Here is an 18734-nt window from a genome sequence, read left to right as displayed (position 1 = left end):
TCGTCGGATGACGCCCCCGAAGCCCCGCCGTCCCGGCCCGGCGTCTCGTACCCCCGGCTCCCGCACTCCTGCGTCGCGTCCGCGTCGCGTGGCGGGGACGGGACCTGTCGCGCCCCCGGCCCCGGCTTCGACGCCCCCGACTCCGCCGGCGCTGGACGACGAGATCGATCCCGTTGCGCCGGAGCCGACCGCGGGGCTCTCGCGGACGGCCCGGGGCCTGCTGGTCGCGATCGTGGTCCTGGTCCTCTTGGCCCTCGTCGAGGTGGTCGTGATCCTCAACCGTGACGACCCGGGCGAGGTGACGGCGGTGCCGCCGAGCGCTGAGCGACCGGTGCAGCTGAGCGAGCTGACGGTGCGCTCGGTCGTCGACCAGGCTGCGGCTGCGGCGGTGACGATCCTGTCGGCCTCGTCGTCGTCCCCGGAGGCCTACGACGAGCAGGTCGAGTCGGCGACGGCGATGATGACCGACTCCTTCGCCGAGGAGTACGCCGCCACGAAGGCCGAGATCAAGGACGACTTCCTCGCAGCGAGCACCGAGGTGACGGTGGACGTGTCCGCGCAGGGCGTGGTGCGGGCGGCGGCCGACGAGGTCGAGGCGCTGCTCTTCCTGACCCAGACCACGGCGAAGCAGGACAGTGCCGTGACCCCGGTGCAGTACCGCGTCACCGTCACGATGCTCCGCAACGAGGACGGCTGGCTCGTCTCGCGCCTCGAGGCGAAGTAGCGACGTCGGTGCGTCCGGTGCTGGACATCACCACCCGCGCCGGATAGCGTTCCGGCAAAACTAGAACACGTTCCAGTTGAGGGGCGGTGGCGGAAGGGGAAGGATCGCGCTCGTGACGTCCTCCCCACGCCTCGTCGAGGTAGACATCCTGATCATCGGAGCCGGTCCGACCGGACTCTTCGCCGCCTACTACGCGGGCTTCCGCGGTCATCGGGTCGGTGTGGTCGACTCGCTGCCGGAGCTGGGCGGGCAGATCACCGCGATGTACCCGGAGAAGCAGATCCTCGACGTCGCGGGGTTCCCCAGCGTCAAGGGGCGTGACCTCGTGGAGGGTCTGGTCGCCCAGGCTGCCACCGCCGACCCGACGTACCTCCTGGACCGCACCGCCACCGAGCTGACGAGCAAGGACGACGGCGTCGTCGTCGGGCTCGACGACGGCACCGAGGTGCACGCCGGGGCGGTGCTGGTCACTGCCGGGATCGGCAAGTTCAGCCCCCGGCCGCTCCCGGCGCAGGGCGACTGGCTGGGACGCGGCCTCGAGTTCTTCGTGCCCAGCTTCGCGCCGTACGCCGACAAGGACGTCGTGATCGTCGGCGGCGGCGACAGCGCCTTCGACTGGGCGGTCCACCTCGAGCCGGTCGCCTCGTCGGTCACCCTCGTGCATCGCCGCGACGCCTTCCGCGCCCACGAGCGCACCGTGCAGCAGGTGCGGGACTCCTCGGTGCGGATCATCACCAAGGCCGAGGTCAGCGCCATCACGGGCAACGGCAGGGTCGAGGCCGTCGACGTCACCGTCGGCGGCGAGACCACCACCCTGCCCTGCCAGGCGGTCGTCGCGGCGCTGGGGTTCATCGCCGACCTCGGGCCGCTGCAGCAGTGGGGCATCGAGGTCGTCAAGCGCCACATCGTCGTCAACCCGGCCATGCAGACCAACCTGCCGCGGGTCTTCGCCGCCGGCGACATCACCGAGTACGACGGCAAGGTGCGCCTGATCGCCGTCGGGTTCGGTGAGGCCGCCACGGCGGTCAACAACGCCACGGTCGCCATCGACCCGGGAGCCAAGGTCTTCCCGGGACACTCCTCCGAAGGTCCCTAGCCAGTTTTTCACCACGAAAGGGTGCTGCCATGAAGATCAAGGTCGACTTCGACCTCTGCGAGTCCAACGCGCTGTGCGAGGCGATGGCCCCGGAGGTCTTCGAGCTGGACGACGACGACTTCCTGGTCGTGAAGGCGGAGGAGACGACGCCGGAGACCCTCGAGGACGTCAAGCGTGCAGTGGCTGCCTGCCCGCGCGCTGCCATCAAGCTGGAGGACTGAGCGTGAGTGACACCGACCTGGACGGCAAGGTCGCCATCGTCACCGGCGCCGGCGCCGGCCTCGGCCGCGCCGAGGCGGTCGCCCTGGCGAAGGCCGGCGCGAGGGTCGTGCTCAACGACCTGCCCGGCGCCGCCGACGAGGCTGCCGACGAGCTCAAGGGCCTGGGCGCCGAGGTGGCCGTCGTCGAGGGCGACGTGGGGGAGCGGGCCACCGCCGACGCGATGATCGCCGCGGCCGTCGACGGCTTCGGGTCGTTGGAGATCGTGGTCAACAACGCCGGGATGACGCGCGACCGGATGATCTTCAACATGAGCGACGAGGAGTGGGACGCGGTCATCCACGTCCACCTCCGGGGCCACTTCCTGCTCTCGCGCAACGCCGCGTCGTACTGGCGCGCGAAGTCCAAGGAGCTCGACGCCCCCGTCTACGCGCGTGTGGTCAACACCGCCTCCGAGGCGTTCCTGGGCGGCTCGCCCGGGCAGGCCAACTACGCCGCGGCCAAGGCCGGCATCACCGCGCTGACCCTGTCGACGGCCCGGGGCCTCGGCAAGGTCGGCGTGCGCGCCAACACGATCTGCCCGCGCGCTCGCACCGCGATGACGGCCCAGGTCTTCGGCGACGACGAGTCGGGCATGGAGATCGACCCCTACTCGCCCGAGCACGTCGCCCCACTCGTCGCGTACCTGGCATCTCCCGCGGCCGAGGCGATCACCGGCCAGGTCTTCGTCGTGTACGGCGGGATGGTCGCCCTGGTCGCGGCGCCCGTCGTGGAGCAGCGCTTCGACAAGGCCGGAGCGGCCTGGACCGCTGCGGATCTCGACTCCCAGCTCGGCGGCTTCTTCGCCGACCGCGACCCCGCCGTCGGTTTCGCCGCCGACTCCATCATGAAGCTGACAGTGTGAGGTTGTCCCTATGAGTGCCAGTACAGGTCGGCTCGCCGGCAAGGTCGCCATCGTCACCGGTGGCGCCATGGGTCAGGGCGCGGGCATCAGCCGCGCCTACGTCGCCGAGGGGGCCAAGGTCGTGATCGCCGACGTGGCCAAGGACGAGGGCCAGGCCCTGGCCGACGAGCTCGGCGAGAGCGCCCACTTCGCCCACCACGACGTCGGCGACGAGGCCGCCTGGACGTCGTTGGTCGCCGACACCAACGAGCGCTTCGGCCTCGTCGGCGTCCTGGCCAACAACGCCGGCATCCTGCGCTTCGGCACCGTCGCCGACATGCCGGCCTCCGAGTACGAGCTGCTCTTCCGGGTCAACCAGCTCGGCCCGTTCCTCGGCATGAAGGCGGTCGTGGCCAACATGAAGGAGCTCGGCGGCGGCGCGATCATCAACGCCTCCTCCACCGAGGGGCTCGGCGGGATGTCGAACCTGACGGCGTACTGCGGCACGAAGTTCGCCGTGCGCGGCATGACCAAGGGCGCCTCGCACGAGCTGGGTCGCTTCAACATCCGGGTCAACTCGGTCCATCCGGGCATGATCGACACCCCGATGACGCGCGTGCACGGTGGCGACGTGGCGATGGAGTACGGCGCCTCGAAGGTGCCGCTGCGGCGCGTCGGCCACCCCGAGGACGTCGCTCCGCTCTACGTGTTCCTCGGCAGCGACGAGGCGTCGTACATCAACGGCGCCGAGATCGCGATCGACGGCGGGGTCACCGCCACCCACGGCTTCGGCGGCTGAGAGGCTCCGACGCATGGCCAACGAACGCGGCAAGATCGTGATGGGCGACGACGAGGTCGACGCCTTCCTGACCCAGCAACGCTCCTCGACGGTCGCGACAGTCGGTCTGCAGGGCCGGATGAACCTCGTCGCCATGTGGTACGACTGGCACGAGGGCCACGTCTGGATCGAGACCAAGGCCAAGTCGCAGAAGGTCGTCAACCTGCGCCGCGACCCGCGGATGAGCTTCCTCGCCGAGGCCGGCCACACCTACGACCAGCTCCGCGGGGTGTCCCTGGAGGGCGCCGGCGTGGTGATCGAGGACGACGCCGTCGTCTGGGACGTCTGCGTGCGGATCTTCGAGCGCTACAACGCGCCGTACACCGAGGACCTCAAGCCGTTCGTCGAGGTGATGGCGCGCAACCGGGTCGTCGTACGACTCGACGCCGAGCGCACCCGCTCGTGGGACCACCGCAAGCTCGGGCTGCCTCCCATGGACCTGGGCGGTACGACGGCTGCGTTCCTGGAGTGAGCGGCCCGGGGTCGCGTTCACCGGCCGGCCGGTGAAACTGGCACTTGGACGATGTCCGGACAGCGTCCAGGTGCACCATTCGTCGTCCAACCCCGGTCGCATGTCCTCAGGCCGCGCGATACCCGAGGAAGTCACGAATCATCGCCGCAGTCACGCCCGGCCGATCGAGGTCGGCCCAGATGACGCGGATCAGCTGCCACCCGGTGAGCCGACGGAGCAGGTCCTCGCGTGCCTTCTCGCGCATCACGCACTGCTCGATCGTCTCGCCGGGACGGCGCAGGCTGAGGTACTTCGCGTCCCCGTCGAACTCCATCATCTTCCCCAACCACGGCCACGCGAAGTCGACTCGGCCGGCCAGGCGCCCGCTCGGGTGCGAGATCTCGTACTGCGGGATCGGCATGGGGATGCGCTGGTCACGGCACATCAGTTCGGTCCGCTGCTCGCCGACCGACTCGCAGGACTCGCTGCTGAGCCGGAGCTTGAGGCGCAGGCCTAGTGATGCTGGCCACTCCTTCATCTGCTCGATACCGTGCTCGAGCTCAGCACGTGAGGCGAGCCCTCGCTGCTGGTAGTAGTTGAGCACGCACACCGCGGGATCTCGCGGGGCCAGGGTGGCGGTGTCGAGGGCCGTCCTCACCGGCGCGGTGAGCCAGCTGCCGTCGTGGCGGGTGACGTCGCCGACGCGGGTGACGCCTCGGTGGTGAACGATGCCGGACTGCGTTCGCTCCCCGATCCCGGTGAGATTCGTCAGGTGGACGTTCCGGAGGTCGATCCCCCAGTCTGGTCCACCCAGCTCGAGGTGCGCGGACGCGTGTGACCTCGCCACGTCGTCGCCGTACCGCCGTCGTACGGCGTGTGACGTCAGTCGGTGCCGCTCGGCACGGTCTGCCGCCTGCCACACCGCGGTGAGGCAGTAGGCGCCGCTCCGGATGCGCGTCAGCTGCTGCGATCTCACGGCGCGCCTGATGGGCCGGTCGTCGAAGAGCGCTGCGAGCACGTCGCGGCGAAGCAGGACTCCACGGTCGTCGATGAAGTTCTCGATCATGGAGTCGACGGTGCCCGACAACGGCCGCTGTGCCGTAGCCATCCTCATCGACCTGTGGATGACCACCACGCCTCCAGGACCTGTGCACCACTCCTGGGTAGTCGGATGAGGCCCGAGCGCCGCCTTGGCCGCTGAAACCGGCACTTGGACGATGTCCGGTCATCGTCCAAGTGCGCCGTTCACCGGCCAGCCGGTGAACGGCGCACGGCGCACGGCGCACGGCGCACGGCGCCGAGGACAGGGGAGTCAGTCCCGCAGCAGCAGACCGACCGCGGTCTCGAGGTGGGCGCCGGTCTCGGCGGCGGTCGAGCGTCCGGTGACCCACGCCATCAGCGCCGAGAGCCAGACATCGCCGATGACCCGCGCGATGGCGATGTCCTCCGCCGTCGGCTCGGTGTGCTCGGTGGGCTGACCGGAGTGCATCGCGTGGGTCAGCATGGTGGTCAGCGACATGCCCACCGTGTGGATCTCCGCAGCCACCGACGAGTCGGCGAACATGAAGGCGCGGGTGAGCGCCTCGGTGAGCTTGGGGTCGCCCTGGAGCCCGCGCGTGGTGCGCTTCATGATGTAGATGACCCGCTCGGCGGCGGTGCCTCCGGGGATCGGGCCCATCTCCTTGAGCATCGCCTCGTTGCGGTCGAACTCGCGCGCGAGTGCGGAGACCAGCAGGTGGATCTTCGAGGGGAAGTAGCGGTAGAGGGTGCCGAGGGCGACCTCGGCCCGGTCGGCCACCGCGCGCATCTGTACGGCGTCGAAGCCGCCGTCGGAGGCCAGCTCGTAGGTGGCGTCCAGGATCCGCTTGCGACGATCGCGCTGCGCCGCGGAGCCGAGCTCCTCGACCGTCAGCGAGTTGGTGGTGCTCATCGGGACCTCCATGGGTTCACGAGAATGGAAGGCCACCAGCACGCTGCGTCGTTGCAGATCGAGGTGAATGCGCCGGGGACTGTGGGAAGACGGTGGGTAGAGAGGTGCGGATGCTGTAAGACTTGTCTCAGGGAGCCGAGTACCCGGCTAGGCTACCAATCGGTGGTCCATCATAGGAACACGTTCTAGATTGACCCAGCCAGACTACCCAGCCTGATTCCCCGAGATGCTCGGCCCGGCGCGTCTCACCGCCGATGCCGTACGACGAAACCGAGACGAAAGAGGTCGCGCCGGATGCGCATCGCCATGCTCTCCTATCGCAGCAAGCCCCACTGCGGCGGGCAGGGGATCTACCTGCGACACCTCAGTCGCGAGCTGACCGCCCTCGGCCACTCCGTGGAGGTCTTCTCCGGCCAGCCCTACCCGGTGCTCGACGACGGCGTGAAGCTGACCAAGCTGCCCAGCCTGGACCTGTATCGCGAGCCCGACCCGTTCCGGGTGCCCAAGCTCCGCGAGTTCCGCGACCGGATCGACGTCGAGGAGTTCCTGACGATGTGCCTGGCGGGCTTCCCGGAGCCGAAGACGTTCAGCAGCCGCGTCTCGCGTGCCCTCAAGGAGCGCGCCGGTGACTTCGACATCGCCCACGACAACCAGGTGCTCGGCACCGGGATGCTCGACATCGAGGGCTATGGCCTGCCCCTGATCACGACGCTGCACCACCCGATCAGCTTCGACCGCCGCATCGACCTCAGCCAGACCCGCAACCCCTGGCGCAAGCTCACGCTGCGTCGCTGGTACGGCTTCTTGCGCATGCAGGCCCGGGTGGCGCGTCAGGCCCGCCTGATCATGACGCCGTCGGAGACGTCGAAGAAGGACATCGCCAAGGACTTCGGTGTCGACCCCGCCAGGATGCAGGTCATCCTGCTCGGTGTCGACGACATGTTCGTGCCCCCGAGCACTCCCCGGGTGCCCGGACGGATCATGGCGATGGCCAGTGCCGATGCCCCGATGAAGGGGATCGTCACGCTGCTGGAGGCCTTCGCCAAGCTGCGCACCGAGCGGGACGCCGAGCTGGTCCTGGTGACCAAGCCCCAGCCCGGCGGTCGCACCGAGAAGGTCATCGAGCGCCTCGGCATCGGGCCGCACGTGCGCTTCGTCAGCGGCATCTCCGACGAGGAGCTGGTCACGCTGATGGGCTCGGCCGAGGTCGCCTGCGTCCCGTCGCTCTACGAGGGGTTCTCGCTGCCGACTGCCGAGCTGATGGCGTGCTCCACGCCCCTCATCGTCTCGCGCGCCGGCGCGATCCCCGAGGTCGTCGGCCCCGACGGGCTCTGCGCCGATCTGGTGACCCCCGGTGACGTCGGTGAGCTCAAGAGGGCGCTCGAGCTGATGCTCGACGACCCCGAGCGTCGAGCCCGGATGGGTGCCGCCGGACGGCAGCGCGTCGAGGAGATGTTCAGCTGGCGCGCCGTGGCGGTCAAGGTCGCCGCGGCGTATGAGAGCGTGATCGCCGACTTCCACCAGCACCCCCCGGCACCGACCAGCAAGGACACCATCTGATGCTCACCGTCGACTTCGACCGACTCGGCCTGCGCGCGGGCGACCGGGTCCTGGACATGGGCTGCGGCGCCGGACGCCACGCGTTCGAGATGTACCGCCGCGGCGCCGACGTCGTCGCCTTCGACATGGACGCCGACGAGCTCGCCGGAGTGCTGGAGCTGTTCGGCGCGATGAAGGAGGCCGGCGAGGTGCCGGCCGGCGCCGAGGCCGACATCAAGCAGGGCGACGCGCTGGCGCTGCCGTTCGCCGACGGGGAGTTCGACCGGATCGTGGCGGCCGAGGTGCTCGAGCACATCCACGCCGACGTCGACGCGATCAAGGAGCTCGTGCGGGTGCTGCGGCCCGGCGGGATGCTGGCCGTCTCGGTGCCGCGCTGGCTGCCCGAGGTCGTCAACTGGAAGCTCAGCGACGACTACCACAACGCCGAGGGTGGACACATCCGGATCTACACCGACCACGAGCTGATCGACAAGGTCACCAAGGCGGGCCGCTTCAACGACGGCACCCCCGGCGACGCGATGGAGTTCGAGGGCAAGGACTACGCCCACGGCCTGCACGCGCCGTACTGGTGGATCAAGTGCGCGGTCGGCGTCGAGAACGACGACCACCCGCTCGCCAAGGCGTACCACAAGCTCCTCGTCTGGGAGATCATGAAGCAGCCGCTGGCACTGCGGCTGGCGGGCAAGGTCCTGGACCCGATGATCGGCAAGTCCATGGTGCTCTATTTCCGCAAGCCCCTCGGGGGCGCGTGATGACCGAGCCCCTGCCGTACGTCCGCGACGTCCTGACGGAGGCGCAGGTCGCCCTCACCGCTACGTCGATCGCGTCCATGCAGGAGCCGTGCGGGGCCATCCCGTGGACCGTCGGTGAGCACGTCGACATCTGGAACCACGTCGAGGCCGCGATGGCGCTCCTGGTGGGTGGCCAGGTGGAGGCTGCCGAGCGCGCCTACGACTGGGTGCCGACGATGCAGCGTGCCGACGGATCCTGGCCGATGAAGATCGTGGCCGGCGCCGTCGATGACGAGCGCGGCGAGGTCAACATGAGTGCCTACTTCGCGGTCGGCATCTGGCACCACTGGCTGGTGCGCCACGACATCGCCTACGTCGTCCGGCACTGGCCCTCGGTGCGTGCTGGCCTCGACTGGGTGGTCTCGCAGCAGCTGCCGTTCGGCGGGATCAACTGGACCCCGACCAAGGACTTCGCCCTGCTGTCCGGCTCCTCGAGCATCTACCAGTCGCTGCGCGCCGGCGTGGCTCTCGCCGAGCTCCTCGACGACCCGCAGCCCGAGTGGGAGCTCGCGGGTGGTCGACTCGGCCACGCGATCCGTCAGCACAGTGACCTGTTCGAGGACAAGTCGACCTACTCGATGGACTGGTACTACCCGGTGCTGGGCGGCGCGATCCGCGGCCCCGAGGCGCTCGAGCTGCTCGAGCCCCGCTGGGACGACTTCGTCGTGCCCGGTCTCGGCATCCACTGCGTCGACACCAACCCGTGGGTCACCGGCGCCGAGACGTGCGAGCTCGCGATGGCGCTGGACGCCTGTGGCGACCACAGACGGGCGCTGCAGCTGCTCTCGGACATGCAGATCATGCGCGACCGTGAGGACGGCGCCTACTGGACCGGCTGGGTCTACGAAGGCGAGATCAAGGACGTCTACTGGCCGGTCGAGCACACGACGTACACCGCTGCGGCGGTCATCCTCGCCGTCGATGCGCTGGGGGAGACCTATGGTCACTCCTCGCCAGGGTCGGGGATCATGCGGGGCACCTCACTCGCGCCGCACTTCGCCGAGATCGCGCTCGAGTGCGGGTGCCCCTCACCCGACGAGGTCGCCCGCCTCGCCTGAGCCGCGGCGCAGCACCCGCATCGAACCCACGGTCTCGACGTCGGCGAACGCGCCTCCGGCGAGGGCACGCTGCCACACGTGGTACGGCGCCTGGCCGCCGTCCTCGGGGCGCTCGAAGACGTCGTGGATGACGAGGTACCCACCGGGCATGACCCAGGGCGCCCACCCGGCGTAGTCGCCTTGAGCGTGCTCCTCGGCGTGCCCCCCGTCGATGAACAGCAGGCTCAGGGGAGTGCGCCAGTGGGTGCTGATCGTGGTGCTGCGACCGATCAGCGCGACGACCGCGTCCTCGAGCCTGGCCTGCGCGAGGGTGCGTCGAAAGACGGGCAGGGTGTCCATCAGTCCGGTCGCCGGGTCGACGAGTGACGCATCATGGTGCTCCCACCCGGCCTGGTTCTCCTCCGAGCCGCGATGGTGGTCGACGGTGAAGGCGACTCCCGCCACCGCGCCCGCCTGCGTTGCCGCGCGCACCGCCGCGCCCAGGTAGATCGCCGACTTCCCGCAGTACGAGCCCACCTCGAGCAATGGACCATGGGGCGCGCGTTCGGCAGCGACGCGGTAGAGCAGGGCTCCCTCGTCGGCGGGCATGAACCCCTTCGCGGCGTCGGCGTGGGCGAGCAGGTCGGCAGGCATGTCGGACACGCACCGATCCTAGTAGGATTGGAACACGTTCTAGTTTTGAGGATGGGTCTATGTCGATCGGGATCACCGACGAGCACGTCGAGCTGGCAGCCAGCCTGCGCAAGTGGGGATCGTCGCTGGGCGGCGTGGACGTGTGCCGCGCCGCGGAGACCGACCCGGGTGCGACCTTCGCCGAGGCCCGGCAGGCCGCCGCGGAGATGGGGGTCACGTCGATCGGGCTGCCGGTGCAGGTCGGGGGCGGTGGCGGCACGGCGCTGGACGTCGCGGTAGCGCTGGAAGCCTGCGCGCACGAGCTGGTGCCCGGCCCGATCCTCGGTGCCGCGGTGGCAGGCCACCTGCTCGGCGCCGTCGAGGGCATCGGCGCCGGACTGGTCGACGGAACCGTCGTCGTCGGCCTGGGCCTGGACCCGTCCCTCGGCTCCGTGTGGGACACCCCGTCGGCCACCCACCTGCTGCTCCCGGATGCGCACGACTCCTGGTCACTGGTGCCGGTCGAGGCGGCGACGGTCGGTCATGGCCTGGGGCTCGACCTGTCGCGCCGCTTCGGATCGGTCGAGCTGTCGCGCGGCGCCGCGGACGCTGCGACGGTGGTGCCGGCACTGAGCGTCGACCTGGTCCGCCGTACGGCGATCACGTTCGCGGCGGCCGAGGCCGCCGGGATCGCGCGCTGGTGCCTGGCCACGGCCGTCGAGCACGCCAAGGTCCGCGAGCAGTTCGGCCAGAAGATCGGGGCTTTCCAGGCGGTCAAGCACCTGTGTGCGGAGATGCTCGAGACGGCCGAGTCCGTCACCGCCGTCGCCTGGGACGTCGCCTGCGCCAGCTCGGGCACCGAGCAGCAGTGGGCCTTCGCCGCCGACGTCGCGCAGACGATCGCGTTCGATGGTGCGGTCGCCAACGCCAAGACCTGCATCCAGGTGCTCGGAGGTATCGGCTTCACCTACGAGCACGACGCCCACCTCTACCTGCGACGGGCCCTGTCGTTGCGGGCGCTGCTCGGCGACCCCGACGCCGCCGCGCTCAGCCTCACCGATCGGGCTGTCGGCGGCGTGCGCCGTCAGGTCGACGTCGACCTCGAGGGTCGCGACGAGGCCGTGCGCTCGGCGATCCGATCCCGCGTCGAGGAGATCGCCGACGTGCCCGCGGACGAGCAGCGGGCTGCACTGGTCGAGTCGGGCTACCTGGTGCCGCACTGGCCGGCACCGGCCGGGCTGGGGGCGGACGCCGTCAGCCAGGTCGTCATCGACCAGGAGCTGGCGCGCGTCGGTGTGACCCGTCCCGACATCGTGATCGCCGGGTGGGCGCTGCCGACCATCCTCGAGCACGGCACCGACGAGCAGCGCGAGCGCTTCGTGCGCCCCTCGTTGCTGGGCGACCTCGTCTGGTGCCAGCTGTTCTCCGAGCCGGGCTCCGGCTCCGACCTGGCGTCGCTGCGCACCAAGGCGGAGAAGGTGAACGGCGGCTGGCGGCTGTCGGGGCAGAAGGTGTGGACGTCGGTCGCCGAGCGGGCAGACTGGGGCATCTGCCTGGCGAGGACCGACCCGGAGGTCCCGCAGCACAAGGGGATCAGCTACTTCCTGGTGGACATGAAGCACTCGCCGGGCATCGACGTCCGGCCCCTGCGCGAGATCACCGGGGAGGCGTTGTTCAACGAGGTCTTCCTCGACGACGTGTTCGTGCCCGACGACTGCCTGGTCGCCTCGCCGGGCGACGGATGGAGGCTCGCGCGCACCACACTGGCCAACGAGCGGGTGGCCATGGCGACCAGCAGGCTGAGCAAGAGCACGGAGCGAGCAGTCGACCTGGCGACGTCGGGTGCCTTGAGTGCCGCCCAGAAGGTCCGGGTCGGCCACTCGGTCGCCCTGGCCACCGTTTGCTCGCTCCTCGGTGTCCGCACGGTCCTGCGCTCGCTGACCGGTCACGGGCCAGGAGCGGAGTCCGCCGTCGCCAAGCTCCTGGGGGTCCGCAACCGGCAGGACGGCTCCGAGCTGGTCGTGGAGCTGCAGGGTGACGGCATCGTGAACCCTTCGGACCAGCTGCGGGCCGACGTCTGGGAGATGCTCAACACCCGCTGCCTCTCGATCGCCGGGGGCACCACTCAGATCCTGAGGAACGTCGCGGGAGAGAGGATTCTCGGGCTGCCTCGCTGAATCGTCAGGCCGGTAGCCTCTCGTCCCGGTGCGCCGACGGAAGGCGGGCGCAGAAGCGCGAGCCCGTGGGCGAGTTGCGCTCGTACCAGACGCGACCGCCGTACGCCGCCGCCATCGTGCTCGCGATCCACAGTCCCAGGCCGCTGCCCGCGGCCGGGCTGGCCTCGCCGGCGGTGCCGAAGCGCTCGAAGAGTCGACCGACATGACCGGCCGGGACGCCGGGCCCGCTGTCGCTCACCACGATCAGTGTCTCCGGGCCGACGGTAGCGGCACGGATCACGATCGGGGGGCCGCCGTGGGTGACGGCGTTGTGGATGAAGTTGCTCAGGATCGACCAGCAGTGGGTCTCGTCCACGTCGACGGTGGCGTTGGCCGAGATCTGGACCTCGACGTCGGCGGCGTGGGCACCCAGGTCGGGCAGGTGCTCGAGCACCAGGTCGAGTAGGCGGTGCGGGGCGGGACGAGGCTCGAAGACCCCGTTCTCGATGCGGCTCGCATCGAGATAGCTCTTCAGGTGCATCGTCATCCCGCTGGCGGCGCGTTCGATCCGAGTCACCCGCTCCAGACGGTCGGCGTCCTCGAGGCCGGCCCAGGCCTCGCGGAGCACGGTCAGTCCTGCCGAGATCCCGGCCACCGCGTTGCCGAGCTCGTGGTAGGTCACCGACATGGCATCGTCGAGACGCGCGAGTCGGTCGTCCACGGACGTGGTGTCGACGGTCGGGGGGGCGCTCGGGCGCAGGGTGACCGCCCAGACCTCGGCGCCGGCGAAGTCGCTCCCTGCGTAGCGAGCGACCCGCATGTCCACCGACTGGACGACGCCCTCGCGGTCGACGATCTCGACGACTTGGGCGACCCCTTCCCCGATCGGTAGCCCGAACGACCGTCCCACCAGCGTGCGCTCATCCGTGCCGATGAGGTGGCGCGCCGCGAGGTTGTCGTGGCGGACGATGCCGTCGGCGTCCACGATCAGCACACCGCTGAGCCGCCGCTCCACCTGGATCAGACTGGTGGGGGACAGGCTCCTGCGTCCGTCGAGCTGCGTCATGAGTCCGGTCCGCCGTTGGGATCGAACATCCGCGAGACGATCTCGATCTCCTCGCAGGTGACGAAGACGGCTGCCTCGTCGTGGTCGCGAATGCTCCCGATGAGGATCCCGCCGGGCAGGATCTGGTCGAGGCCCGGCTGGCCCGTGGGCACCTTGACGACGGTGGAGACGGGCGTCGGCATGATCTCGGCGGTCATCGCGTGCTCTCAGCCTGCGGAGTGCGGCAGAGGCCCATGGCGGCGGCGAGCCGCTCCAGGTCGGTGAAGTCCCCCACCGCGCGTCGTGGGGGATGCGGGCTCACTCGGACGACCAGCGGCGTGGCGAGGATCGACGACTCCTCGGCGAGGTCGGGGCGCAGCAGCACGTCGACCACCTCGATCGTGTAGTTCCCGGGGACCGTCTCGTCGCAGACCCTCGTGAGGTTGGCACGGGCCAGGGCGGACCGTGGAGAGGAACCGGACACGAAGAGCTGGAATCGATAGGCGCTCCCGCATCCGGGCACGGCGGACGATGCATCGATCCTCATGTGCGCGGACTCACCGCCCGTACGAGCTCGACGTACGTCGCCTCGCGCTCGTCACGAGCGAACTCCCTCGCCGCGGCCTGTCCCTGTCGAGCTCGACGCTCCCCGGTCTGCTGTGCAGTCATCACTACCTCCTGGTCTCCACGCTCTCGGGTGGGCGTGAGGACGTTGTGCGGCTCGGTCGACCAGGCGTGAAGACCGTGTGAAGTCGAGCTGTGCGTGGTGTCGGGAGCTGGGGCCGGGCAGGGACTACCGTGGCTCCCATGGAGCGGGAGAGCAGGCGGCAGCCACGGCTCCTGATCGCCGAGGACGACCCTGACGTGCACGTGCTGCTGGAGATGTTGCTCGGCGCTGCCGGGTACGACCTGGTCATGGCGAGAGATGGCGCTGCCGCGCTGTCGGCTCTGCGGGAGAGCGGTGGCGTCGATCTGGCCATCCTCGACGTGGCCATGCCCGGAGAGCTCGACGGCCTCGCCGTGACTCGCGAGCTGCGCGCCGATCCGGCGTACGACGCGCTGCCGGTACTGCTGCTGACCGCGCGCACCCAGGATGCCCACGTGGCCGAGGGCTTGGCGGTAGGGGCGACGGACTACCTGATCAAGCCTTTCGACAGCGATGTCCTGCTCGCGCGGATCTCAGCCCTGCTCGAGCTCCGCTGACGAGCGCCGGTGTGCGCACTCGACGACCACCGCGGACGGCAGAGGAACGTGAGTGCAGCAGGGGACGGCGTGAGGATCCTGTGAAGGCCGGCTGGCCTATGCTCGCGCCATGACCCGGGTGCTCGTCATCGACGACGATGTGCAGCTGACGCGGGCCTTGACCTCGGCGCTGCTGCGCGAGGGCTTCGAGCCCGTCGTGGCGGGTGACGCCACCTCGGGTGTCGAGCAGCTCGCCATCGCCGAGCCCGACGTGGTCGTGCTTGACCTGCGGCTGCCCGACGAGGACGGCGTCGACGTCGTACGACGGCTGCGCACGTGGAGTGACGTGCCGGTCCTGATCCTCTCCGGCGTGAGCGACCAGCGACGACGGGTGGAGGCCCTGGACGCCGGCGCCGACGACTTCCTGCAGAAGCCCTTCGGGATCGAGGAGCTCGTGGCCCGGCTGCGGGCGCTCCTGCGTCGCGCGCAGAGCTCGGGGGAGCAGCGCTCGTTCGTGCTGACCTACGGCACGCTGACCGTCGACCTGGGCGCGCGGCTGGTGCTGGTCGAGGACGAGGAGGTCAGGCTGACCCCCAAGGAGTGGCGGCTGCTGGAGGTGTTCGTCTCCCAACCGGGGCGCCTGCTGACGCACGCCTGGCTCCTGGCCGAGGTGTGGGACGACAGGTACGGCGACGAGACCCGCGCGGCGCTGCGTGCTCACATCCGCACCCTGCGAGCCAAGCTGGGGGACGACGCGACGAACCCGCGCTTCCTGCGCACGGACAGTGGGTCGGGCTATCGCTGGATCGCCGAGGAGGTTGCCGGCGGCGGGCCGGTGGCCGACACCGCGACCGAGGACTCTGGGGAGGAGGTGGCCAGGATCGGCGCGCTCGGGACGGGCGACGTCACCCACGAGCTCAACAACGCCTTGACGGCCCTTCACCTCGCGGTGCGGCTGATGCGCCCCGGCTCGGGTGCGGATCAGGACGGCCCCGCCGTCGGGGTGGCCCAACGTGTCGACGAGATCCTCTCGCGCGTGAGCAGGCTCGCGGTGGAGCTTGAGCGACGCTCGGGCTCCTGACTCAGCTCAGGGCGCAGTCAGTCGCAGGAGCACCGTCGTGCCCTCGCCCAGGGCGGAGATCACCGTCACGGTGCCTCCGTGGTCCTCGACGATGTCCTTGACGATGCTGAGTCCGAGGCCGGTGCCGGGGACGCTCGCGGCGACGGCCGCCTCAGCGCGGAAGAACCGTTCGAAGAGCGACTCCTGGTCACGGGCGGCGATGCCGATCCCGGTGTCCCGGACGGCGACCTGCACCTGCCTGCCCGCCGGCCCCTCCAGCACCTCCGTGCTGACGTCGATGCGGCCGCCGTCGGGGGTGAACTTCACGGCGTTGCTGAGGAGGTTGACCACCGCCCGCTCCAGGCTCTCGGCGTCCCCGACGACGAGGGTGCCGTCCCGCACGGGGCCCACGCGCAGGTCCAGCTCTCGATCCCAGACGAGGTGCTCGATCGCCTGGAGGGCGTGCTCCAGCACGGTCGCGATCTCCACGGGGGTGTGCCGCTGGGGGACTGCCTCGACGGCCTCGGGTCGGGAGATGGACAGGACGTTGTCCACCAGCCCGCTCAGTCGGTGGGCGCCCCGATCGATCCGGCGCAGCACGGCGTCCTGCTCGGGGGTGGTCGCTCCCACGTCGCCGTCCGCGAGCATCTGGGTGAAGCCGAGGACGCTGGCCAGCGGCGTGCGCAGCTCGTGGCTGATCGTGGTCAGGAACTCCGAGCGCACCCGGTCGATCTCGTGCAGGCGGGTGACGGCTCGTTCCTCGCGCTCCAAGGCCGCCCGCAGGGCGCGTTGCTCCCGCTGTACGGCGGCCGTCGAGGCGGCGGTCTGGGCGATGGCGATCCCCAGCGGGTAGGAGACCAGGGCGATGACGACCAGGTCGAGCTGGACGAGGGCTCCGACGGTGCTCGCCTCGAGCCCGGCTGCCGCGAAGGGGCCACCGCCGTACGCGGTGAGGATCGTGACCACGAAGCCGCAGCCCAGGGCGACGACCGCCAGCCCGCGCAGGGACAGCAGCTGGGCGCACGCGACCAGGAACAGGAACGGGAGGAAGGCGAGCGGCAGCTCCTGACCGTCGAGGTGCACGACGGCGAACGCGGCAAGGGCCGCCCCCGCCATGACCACGCGCAGCAGCGGCGCCGAGGTGTGAGGCTGCCGCGAGCGTGGGTCCCACAGGACGAGCAGCATGGGGAGCACCAGGAGCTCGGACGCCGCGTGCGAGGCCGCCACGTTGGAGGCGACCTGGACGAAGGTGCCCTCACGCAGCGCCACCACGGTGGCCGAGGCCAGCACGCCTGCGGTGATCGCCCCGAGGAGGCCGGCGAGGATCAGCCGACCCAGATCTGCGCGGGTGCGCAACCAGGGCCGGGCCCGGTGTGCCCCCAGCGCCACGGCCACGACGAGGTTCTCCGAGGTGTTGGCGATCCCGAACAGCAGCGCGACCCCGGGCTCTCGTCCACTGACCATGTTGGCCGCCGCGGCCACGACGACGAGAGCGGCGGCGAGCAGCGGCCAGCGGCGCACGGGACTCAGGGCGAGGAGCCCGGAGCCGACACCGGCGGCCGGCCAGAAGGCCGCGACGTCGGAGCCCTCAGGCGAGAAGGCGACCGAGGCAGCGCTCAGCGCGAAGACCGCGGCCAGCGCCGCGCAGATGCGCGGGGCCGCTGCCATGGGCAAAGTCTGGCACGGGTCCCGGCATTGCGAGGGCAAACCGCCGGGGGTATCAGCCCGGGTTCTGGGACTCCTCGCTGAGCTCGGCCTCGTGGTCGAGACCCGCCCGCCAGGTGTTCCAGTGCCAGTGCAGGTAGCGGTCGATGGCGCGCACGACGTGCGCCGACCGGATCGATGGGAACACGTCGAAGGCGTGCTGGGCGCCGGGCAGCTCGGCGTAGACCACGCTCTGCTCGGACGTCTCCTTGAGACGCTCGACGAACTGACGGGCCTGGCGCACGTCCACCAGGCTGTCGTGCGAGCCGTGCAGGACGAAGAAGTCCGGTGCGGACGGGGTGATCCGGAGCAGTGGGGAGGCAGCCTCGAACGCCGCCGGGTCGTCTCTGAAGGTCCGCTTCAGCACGCGCGGGGCCAGGAACCGGTCGCGCATCAGCTCGGCGCTGCGCAGGCCGCTGGCGCCGGCGAAGTCGTAGACGCCGTAGTGCGGCACGGCGCACTGCACGGAGGTGTCGGCGTCCTCGAAGCCGGGCTGCCACGCCGGGTCGTCGGCGGTCAGCGCCGCCAGGGAGCACAGGTGACCGCCGGCAGAGCCACCGGTGATCGCGAGGTACGTCGGGTCCCCGCCGTACGAGGCGATGTGCTCTCGGATCCAGGCGATCGCCTGCTTGACGTCGATGATGTGGGCCGGGAAGGCATCGCGCGGCGCCAAGCGGTAGTTGATCGCGACGCACACCCATCCCTTGGCGGCCAGGTGCTTCATCAGGGGCAGGCCCTGCTGGTCCTTGTTGCCGATCGTCCACCCGCCCCCGTGCACCTGGAGCAGCACGGGAGCGTTGCTGGCGCCGGCCGCCGGCCGGTAGACGTCGAGGAAGCCCCGCCTGCCGCGGTCGTTGTAGGCGATGTCGCGCTCGACCACGACGTCGGTCGTGGGGTTGCGGAACGGGTTGACCAGCGAGCGCCAGGGGATGGCGAGCTCCGCGGGGGTCGGTCGGGCGTCCAGCGCGTCCTGGTAGTCGGCGCCCAGTGCCTCGGCCAGTGCCCCCTCGGCGATCTGCTGACTGCGGCGGCTCTGCGCGACCAGGAGGGCGAGCCCGGCAGCGCTGGCGCCGGCCAGCGCGAGCCCGGCTCGGTCACGACGGCCGCCGTTCGGGCGAGTGGCGTGGGCGAGGGAGTCGACGGCGGTGGCGGCCAGCAGGTGCGGCGCCAGCTCACCGCTCAGCCACCCGGCGAAGAATGCGGGGATCCCGGTGCGGAAGCCCGGAAGCGGGCGTAGGGCGTTCGCGGTGAGCGCTGCGGTGACGAGCTGGCGGCGTCGGAATCCCATGCCTCGAATGTAGGCCAGCGTCTTACCGGGTGTGTCCGCGCGGCAGGTGGGTGAGACTGAGACGCCGGTCACGCGTGACCCCCGCCACCCGGTCGTCGTTGAGCAGATAGAACATGTTCTAGTTGGCCGTCGGTGCC

The 18734-nt window shown here is 70.4% G+C and carries 21 protein-coding genes; 12 read left to right on the top strand and 9 right to left on the bottom strand.

Annotated elements, in window-relative coordinates; translation table 11 throughout:
• From Q1K33_RS07430 to Q1K33_RS07405, 6 genes are all read left to right on the top strand, one after another.
• Window positions 1–724, top strand: a 724-nt coding sequence (locus Q1K33_RS07430; RefSeq protein ID WP_300402272.1) for a VirB8/TrbF family protein, incomplete at its 5' end; no start/stop codon positions are given.
• Window positions 725–836: 112 nt separating this feature from the next.
• Window positions 837–1820, top strand: a complete 984-nt coding sequence (locus tag Q1K33_RS07425; protein WP_300402270.1) for an NAD(P)/FAD-dependent oxidoreductase — start codon at window positions 837–839, stop codon at window positions 1818–1820.
• Window positions 1821–1849: 29 nt separating this feature from the next.
• Window positions 1850–2041 (top strand): ferredoxin, encoded by a 192-nt coding sequence (locus tag Q1K33_RS07420; protein ID WP_300402268.1) that lies wholly within the window; start codon window positions 1850–1852, stop codon window positions 2039–2041.
• A gap of 2 nt (window positions 2042–2043) precedes the next feature.
• Entirely contained in the window at window positions 2044–2943 is a 900-nt protein-coding gene (locus Q1K33_RS07415; protein ID WP_300402266.1) for a 3-oxoacyl-ACP reductase, read from the top strand.
• Window positions 2944–2953: 10 nt separating this feature from the next.
• Complete coding sequence (locus tag Q1K33_RS07410; RefSeq protein ID WP_300402265.1) at window positions 2954–3721, top strand: glucose 1-dehydrogenase; 768 nt, start codon at window positions 2954–2956, stop codon at window positions 3719–3721.
• Between the two features lie 13 nt (window positions 3722–3734).
• The gene (locus tag Q1K33_RS07405; RefSeq protein WP_300402263.1) at window positions 3735–4232 is read left to right on the top strand and encodes a pyridoxamine 5'-phosphate oxidase family protein; all 498 of its coding nucleotides are present in this window, start codon (window positions 3735–3737) and stop codon (window positions 4230–4232) included.
• 106 nt (window positions 4233–4338) lie between these two features.
• On the opposite strand, the gene Q1K33_RS07400 is transcribed toward Q1K33_RS07405, so the two are convergent.
• Both Q1K33_RS07400 and Q1K33_RS07395 read right to left on the bottom strand, forming a co-directional pair.
• Complete coding sequence (locus tag Q1K33_RS07400; RefSeq protein ID WP_300402261.1) at window positions 4339–5277, bottom strand: hypothetical protein; 939 nt, start codon at window positions 5275–5277, stop codon at window positions 4339–4341.
• Window positions 5278–5523: 246 nt separating this feature from the next.
• Entirely contained in the window at window positions 5524–6141 is a 618-nt protein-coding gene (locus Q1K33_RS07395) for a TetR family transcriptional regulator (RefSeq protein ID WP_300402259.1), read from the bottom strand.
• A gap of 294 nt (window positions 6142–6435) precedes the next feature.
• Here Q1K33_RS07395 and Q1K33_RS07390 point away from each other — a divergent pair, with 294 nt between their 5' ends.
• Genes Q1K33_RS07390 through Q1K33_RS07380 form a run of 3 tightly spaced genes read left to right on the top strand, consistent with a single transcriptional unit; the run spans window position 6436 to window position 9550 of the window.
• Window positions 6436–7701, top strand: a complete 1266-nt coding sequence (locus Q1K33_RS07390) for a glycosyltransferase family 4 protein (RefSeq protein WP_300402258.1) — start codon at window positions 6436–6438, stop codon at window positions 7699–7701.
• Entirely contained in the window at window positions 7701–8453 is a 753-nt protein-coding gene (locus Q1K33_RS07385; RefSeq protein ID WP_300402256.1) for a methyltransferase domain-containing protein, read from the top strand. Before Q1K33_RS07390 ends, Q1K33_RS07385 begins: the two co-directional genes overlap by 1 nt.
• On the top strand, window positions 8453–9550 hold the full coding sequence (locus Q1K33_RS07380; RefSeq protein ID WP_300402254.1) for a prenyltransferase: 1098 nt from the start codon (window positions 8453–8455) through the stop codon (window positions 9548–9550). The genes Q1K33_RS07385 and Q1K33_RS07380 overlap by 1 nt, the downstream gene beginning before the upstream one ends.
• On the opposite strand, the gene Q1K33_RS07375 is transcribed toward Q1K33_RS07380, so the two are convergent.
• Entirely contained in the window at window positions 9521–10183 is a 663-nt protein-coding gene (locus tag Q1K33_RS07375; RefSeq protein WP_300402338.1) for a class I SAM-dependent methyltransferase, read from the bottom strand. The genes Q1K33_RS07380 and Q1K33_RS07375 overlap by 30 nt on opposite strands.
• A gap of 59 nt (window positions 10184–10242) precedes the next feature.
• Between Q1K33_RS07375 and Q1K33_RS07370 the strand changes: the two genes are divergently transcribed.
• Entirely contained in the window at window positions 10243–12339 is a 2097-nt protein-coding gene (locus tag Q1K33_RS07370; protein ID WP_300402252.1) for an acyl-CoA dehydrogenase, read from the top strand.
• Window positions 12340–12343: 4 nt separating this feature from the next.
• Here Q1K33_RS07370 and Q1K33_RS07365 read toward each other — a convergent pair whose 3' ends face one another.
• The 4 genes from Q1K33_RS07365 to Q1K33_RS07350 are packed head-to-tail and all read right to left on the bottom strand — an operon-like array spanning window position 12344 to window position 14032.
• Window positions 12344–13384, bottom strand: a complete 1041-nt coding sequence (locus Q1K33_RS07365; protein WP_300402250.1) for a HAMP domain-containing sensor histidine kinase — start codon at window positions 13382–13384, stop codon at window positions 12344–12346.
• The gene (locus Q1K33_RS07360) at window positions 13381–13581 is read right to left on the bottom strand and encodes a hypothetical protein (protein ID WP_300402248.1); all 201 of its coding nucleotides are present in this window, start codon (window positions 13579–13581) and stop codon (window positions 13381–13383) included. Before Q1K33_RS07360 ends, Q1K33_RS07365 begins: the two co-directional genes overlap by 4 nt.
• On the bottom strand, window positions 13578–13910 hold the full coding sequence (locus Q1K33_RS07355; RefSeq protein WP_300402246.1) for a circadian clock KaiB family protein: 333 nt from the start codon (window positions 13908–13910) through the stop codon (window positions 13578–13580). The genes Q1K33_RS07360 and Q1K33_RS07355 overlap by 4 nt, the downstream gene beginning before the upstream one ends.
• On the bottom strand, window positions 13907–14032 hold the full coding sequence (locus Q1K33_RS07350) for a hypothetical protein (protein WP_300402244.1): 126 nt from the start codon (window positions 14030–14032) through the stop codon (window positions 13907–13909). Before Q1K33_RS07350 ends, Q1K33_RS07355 begins: the two co-directional genes overlap by 4 nt.
• A gap of 138 nt (window positions 14033–14170) precedes the next feature.
• On the opposite strand from Q1K33_RS07350, the gene Q1K33_RS07345 reads away from it, so the two are divergent.
• Together Q1K33_RS07345 and Q1K33_RS07340 are read left to right on the top strand one after the other, a co-directional pair.
• Entirely contained in the window at window positions 14171–14566 is a 396-nt protein-coding gene (locus Q1K33_RS07345; RefSeq protein ID WP_300402242.1) for a response regulator transcription factor, read from the top strand.
• A 109-nt stretch (window positions 14567–14675) separates the two neighbouring features.
• Complete coding sequence (locus Q1K33_RS07340) at window positions 14676–15626, top strand: response regulator transcription factor (RefSeq protein ID WP_300402240.1); 951 nt, start codon at window positions 14676–14678, stop codon at window positions 15624–15626.
• 6 nt (window positions 15627–15632) lie between these two features.
• Here Q1K33_RS07340 and Q1K33_RS07335 read toward each other — a convergent pair whose 3' ends face one another.
• Window positions 15633–17273, bottom strand: a complete 1641-nt coding sequence (locus tag Q1K33_RS07335) for an ATP-binding protein (protein ID WP_300402238.1) — start codon at window positions 17271–17273, stop codon at window positions 15633–15635.
• Window positions 17274–17325: 52 nt separating this feature from the next.
• Window positions 17326–18597, bottom strand: a complete 1272-nt coding sequence (locus tag Q1K33_RS07330; protein ID WP_300402236.1) for an alpha/beta hydrolase — start codon at window positions 18595–18597, stop codon at window positions 17326–17328.
• Window positions 18598–18734 lie beyond the last annotated feature (137 nt).

This window comes from Nocardioides sp., assembly GCF_029937575.1.
Taxonomy (GTDB): Bacteria; Actinomycetota; Actinomycetes; order Propionibacteriales; family Nocardioidaceae; genus Nocardioides.
The sequence above is the reverse complement of the archived record's forward strand: the minus strand, read 5'-3'. Positions and strand labels throughout refer to the sequence as shown.

Coding starts and splice junctions, on each gene's coding strand:
- Q1K33_RS07385 (WP_300402256.1), top strand. CDS start 7,701: ATGCTCACCGTCGACTTCGACCGACTCGGCCTGCGCGCGGGCGACCGG.
- Q1K33_RS07355 (WP_300402246.1), bottom strand. CDS start 13,910: ATGAGGATCGATGCATCGTCCGCCGTGCCCGGATGCGGGAGCGCCTAT.
- Q1K33_RS07380 (WP_300402254.1), top strand. CDS start 8,453: ATGACCGAGCCCCTGCCGTACGTCCGCGACGTCCTGACGGAGGCGCAG.
- Q1K33_RS07360 (WP_300402248.1), bottom strand. CDS start 13,581: ATGACCGCCGAGATCATGCCGACGCCCGTCTCCACCGTCGTCAAGGTG.
- Q1K33_RS07350 (WP_300402244.1), bottom strand. CDS start 14,032: ATGACTGCACAGCAGACCGGGGAGCGTCGAGCTCGACAGGGACAGGCC.
- Q1K33_RS07335 (WP_300402238.1), bottom strand. CDS start 17,273: ATGGCAGCGGCCCCGCGCATCTGCGCGGCGCTGGCCGCGGTCTTCGCG.
- Q1K33_RS07405 (WP_300402263.1), top strand. CDS start 3,735: ATGGCCAACGAACGCGGCAAGATCGTGATGGGCGACGACGAGGTCGAC.
- Q1K33_RS07400 (WP_300402261.1), bottom strand. CDS start 5,277: ATGATCGAGAACTTCATCGACGACCGTGGAGTCCTGCTTCGCCGCGAC.
- Q1K33_RS07365 (WP_300402250.1), bottom strand. CDS start 13,384: ATGACGCAGCTCGACGGACGCAGGAGCCTGTCCCCCACCAGTCTGATC.
- Q1K33_RS07410 (WP_300402265.1), top strand. CDS start 2,954: ATGAGTGCCAGTACAGGTCGGCTCGCCGGCAAGGTCGCCATCGTCACC.
- Q1K33_RS07340 (WP_300402240.1), top strand. CDS start 14,676: ATGACCCGGGTGCTCGTCATCGACGACGATGTGCAGCTGACGCGGGCC.
- Q1K33_RS07390 (WP_300402258.1), top strand. CDS start 6,436: ATGCGCATCGCCATGCTCTCCTATCGCAGCAAGCCCCACTGCGGCGGG.
- Q1K33_RS07345 (WP_300402242.1), top strand. CDS start 14,171: ATGGAGCGGGAGAGCAGGCGGCAGCCACGGCTCCTGATCGCCGAGGAC.
- Q1K33_RS07370 (WP_300402252.1), top strand. CDS start 10,243: ATGTCGATCGGGATCACCGACGAGCACGTCGAGCTGGCAGCCAGCCTG.
- Q1K33_RS07420 (WP_300402268.1), top strand. CDS start 1,850: ATGAAGATCAAGGTCGACTTCGACCTCTGCGAGTCCAACGCGCTGTGC.
- Q1K33_RS07395 (WP_300402259.1), bottom strand. CDS start 6,141: ATGAGCACCACCAACTCGCTGACGGTCGAGGAGCTCGGCTCCGCGGCG.
- Q1K33_RS07375 (WP_300402338.1), bottom strand. CDS start 10,183: ATGCCTGCCGACCTGCTCGCCCACGCCGACGCCGCGAAGGGGTTCATG.
- Q1K33_RS07330 (WP_300402236.1), bottom strand. CDS start 18,597: ATGGGATTCCGACGCCGCCAGCTCGTCACCGCAGCGCTCACCGCGAAC.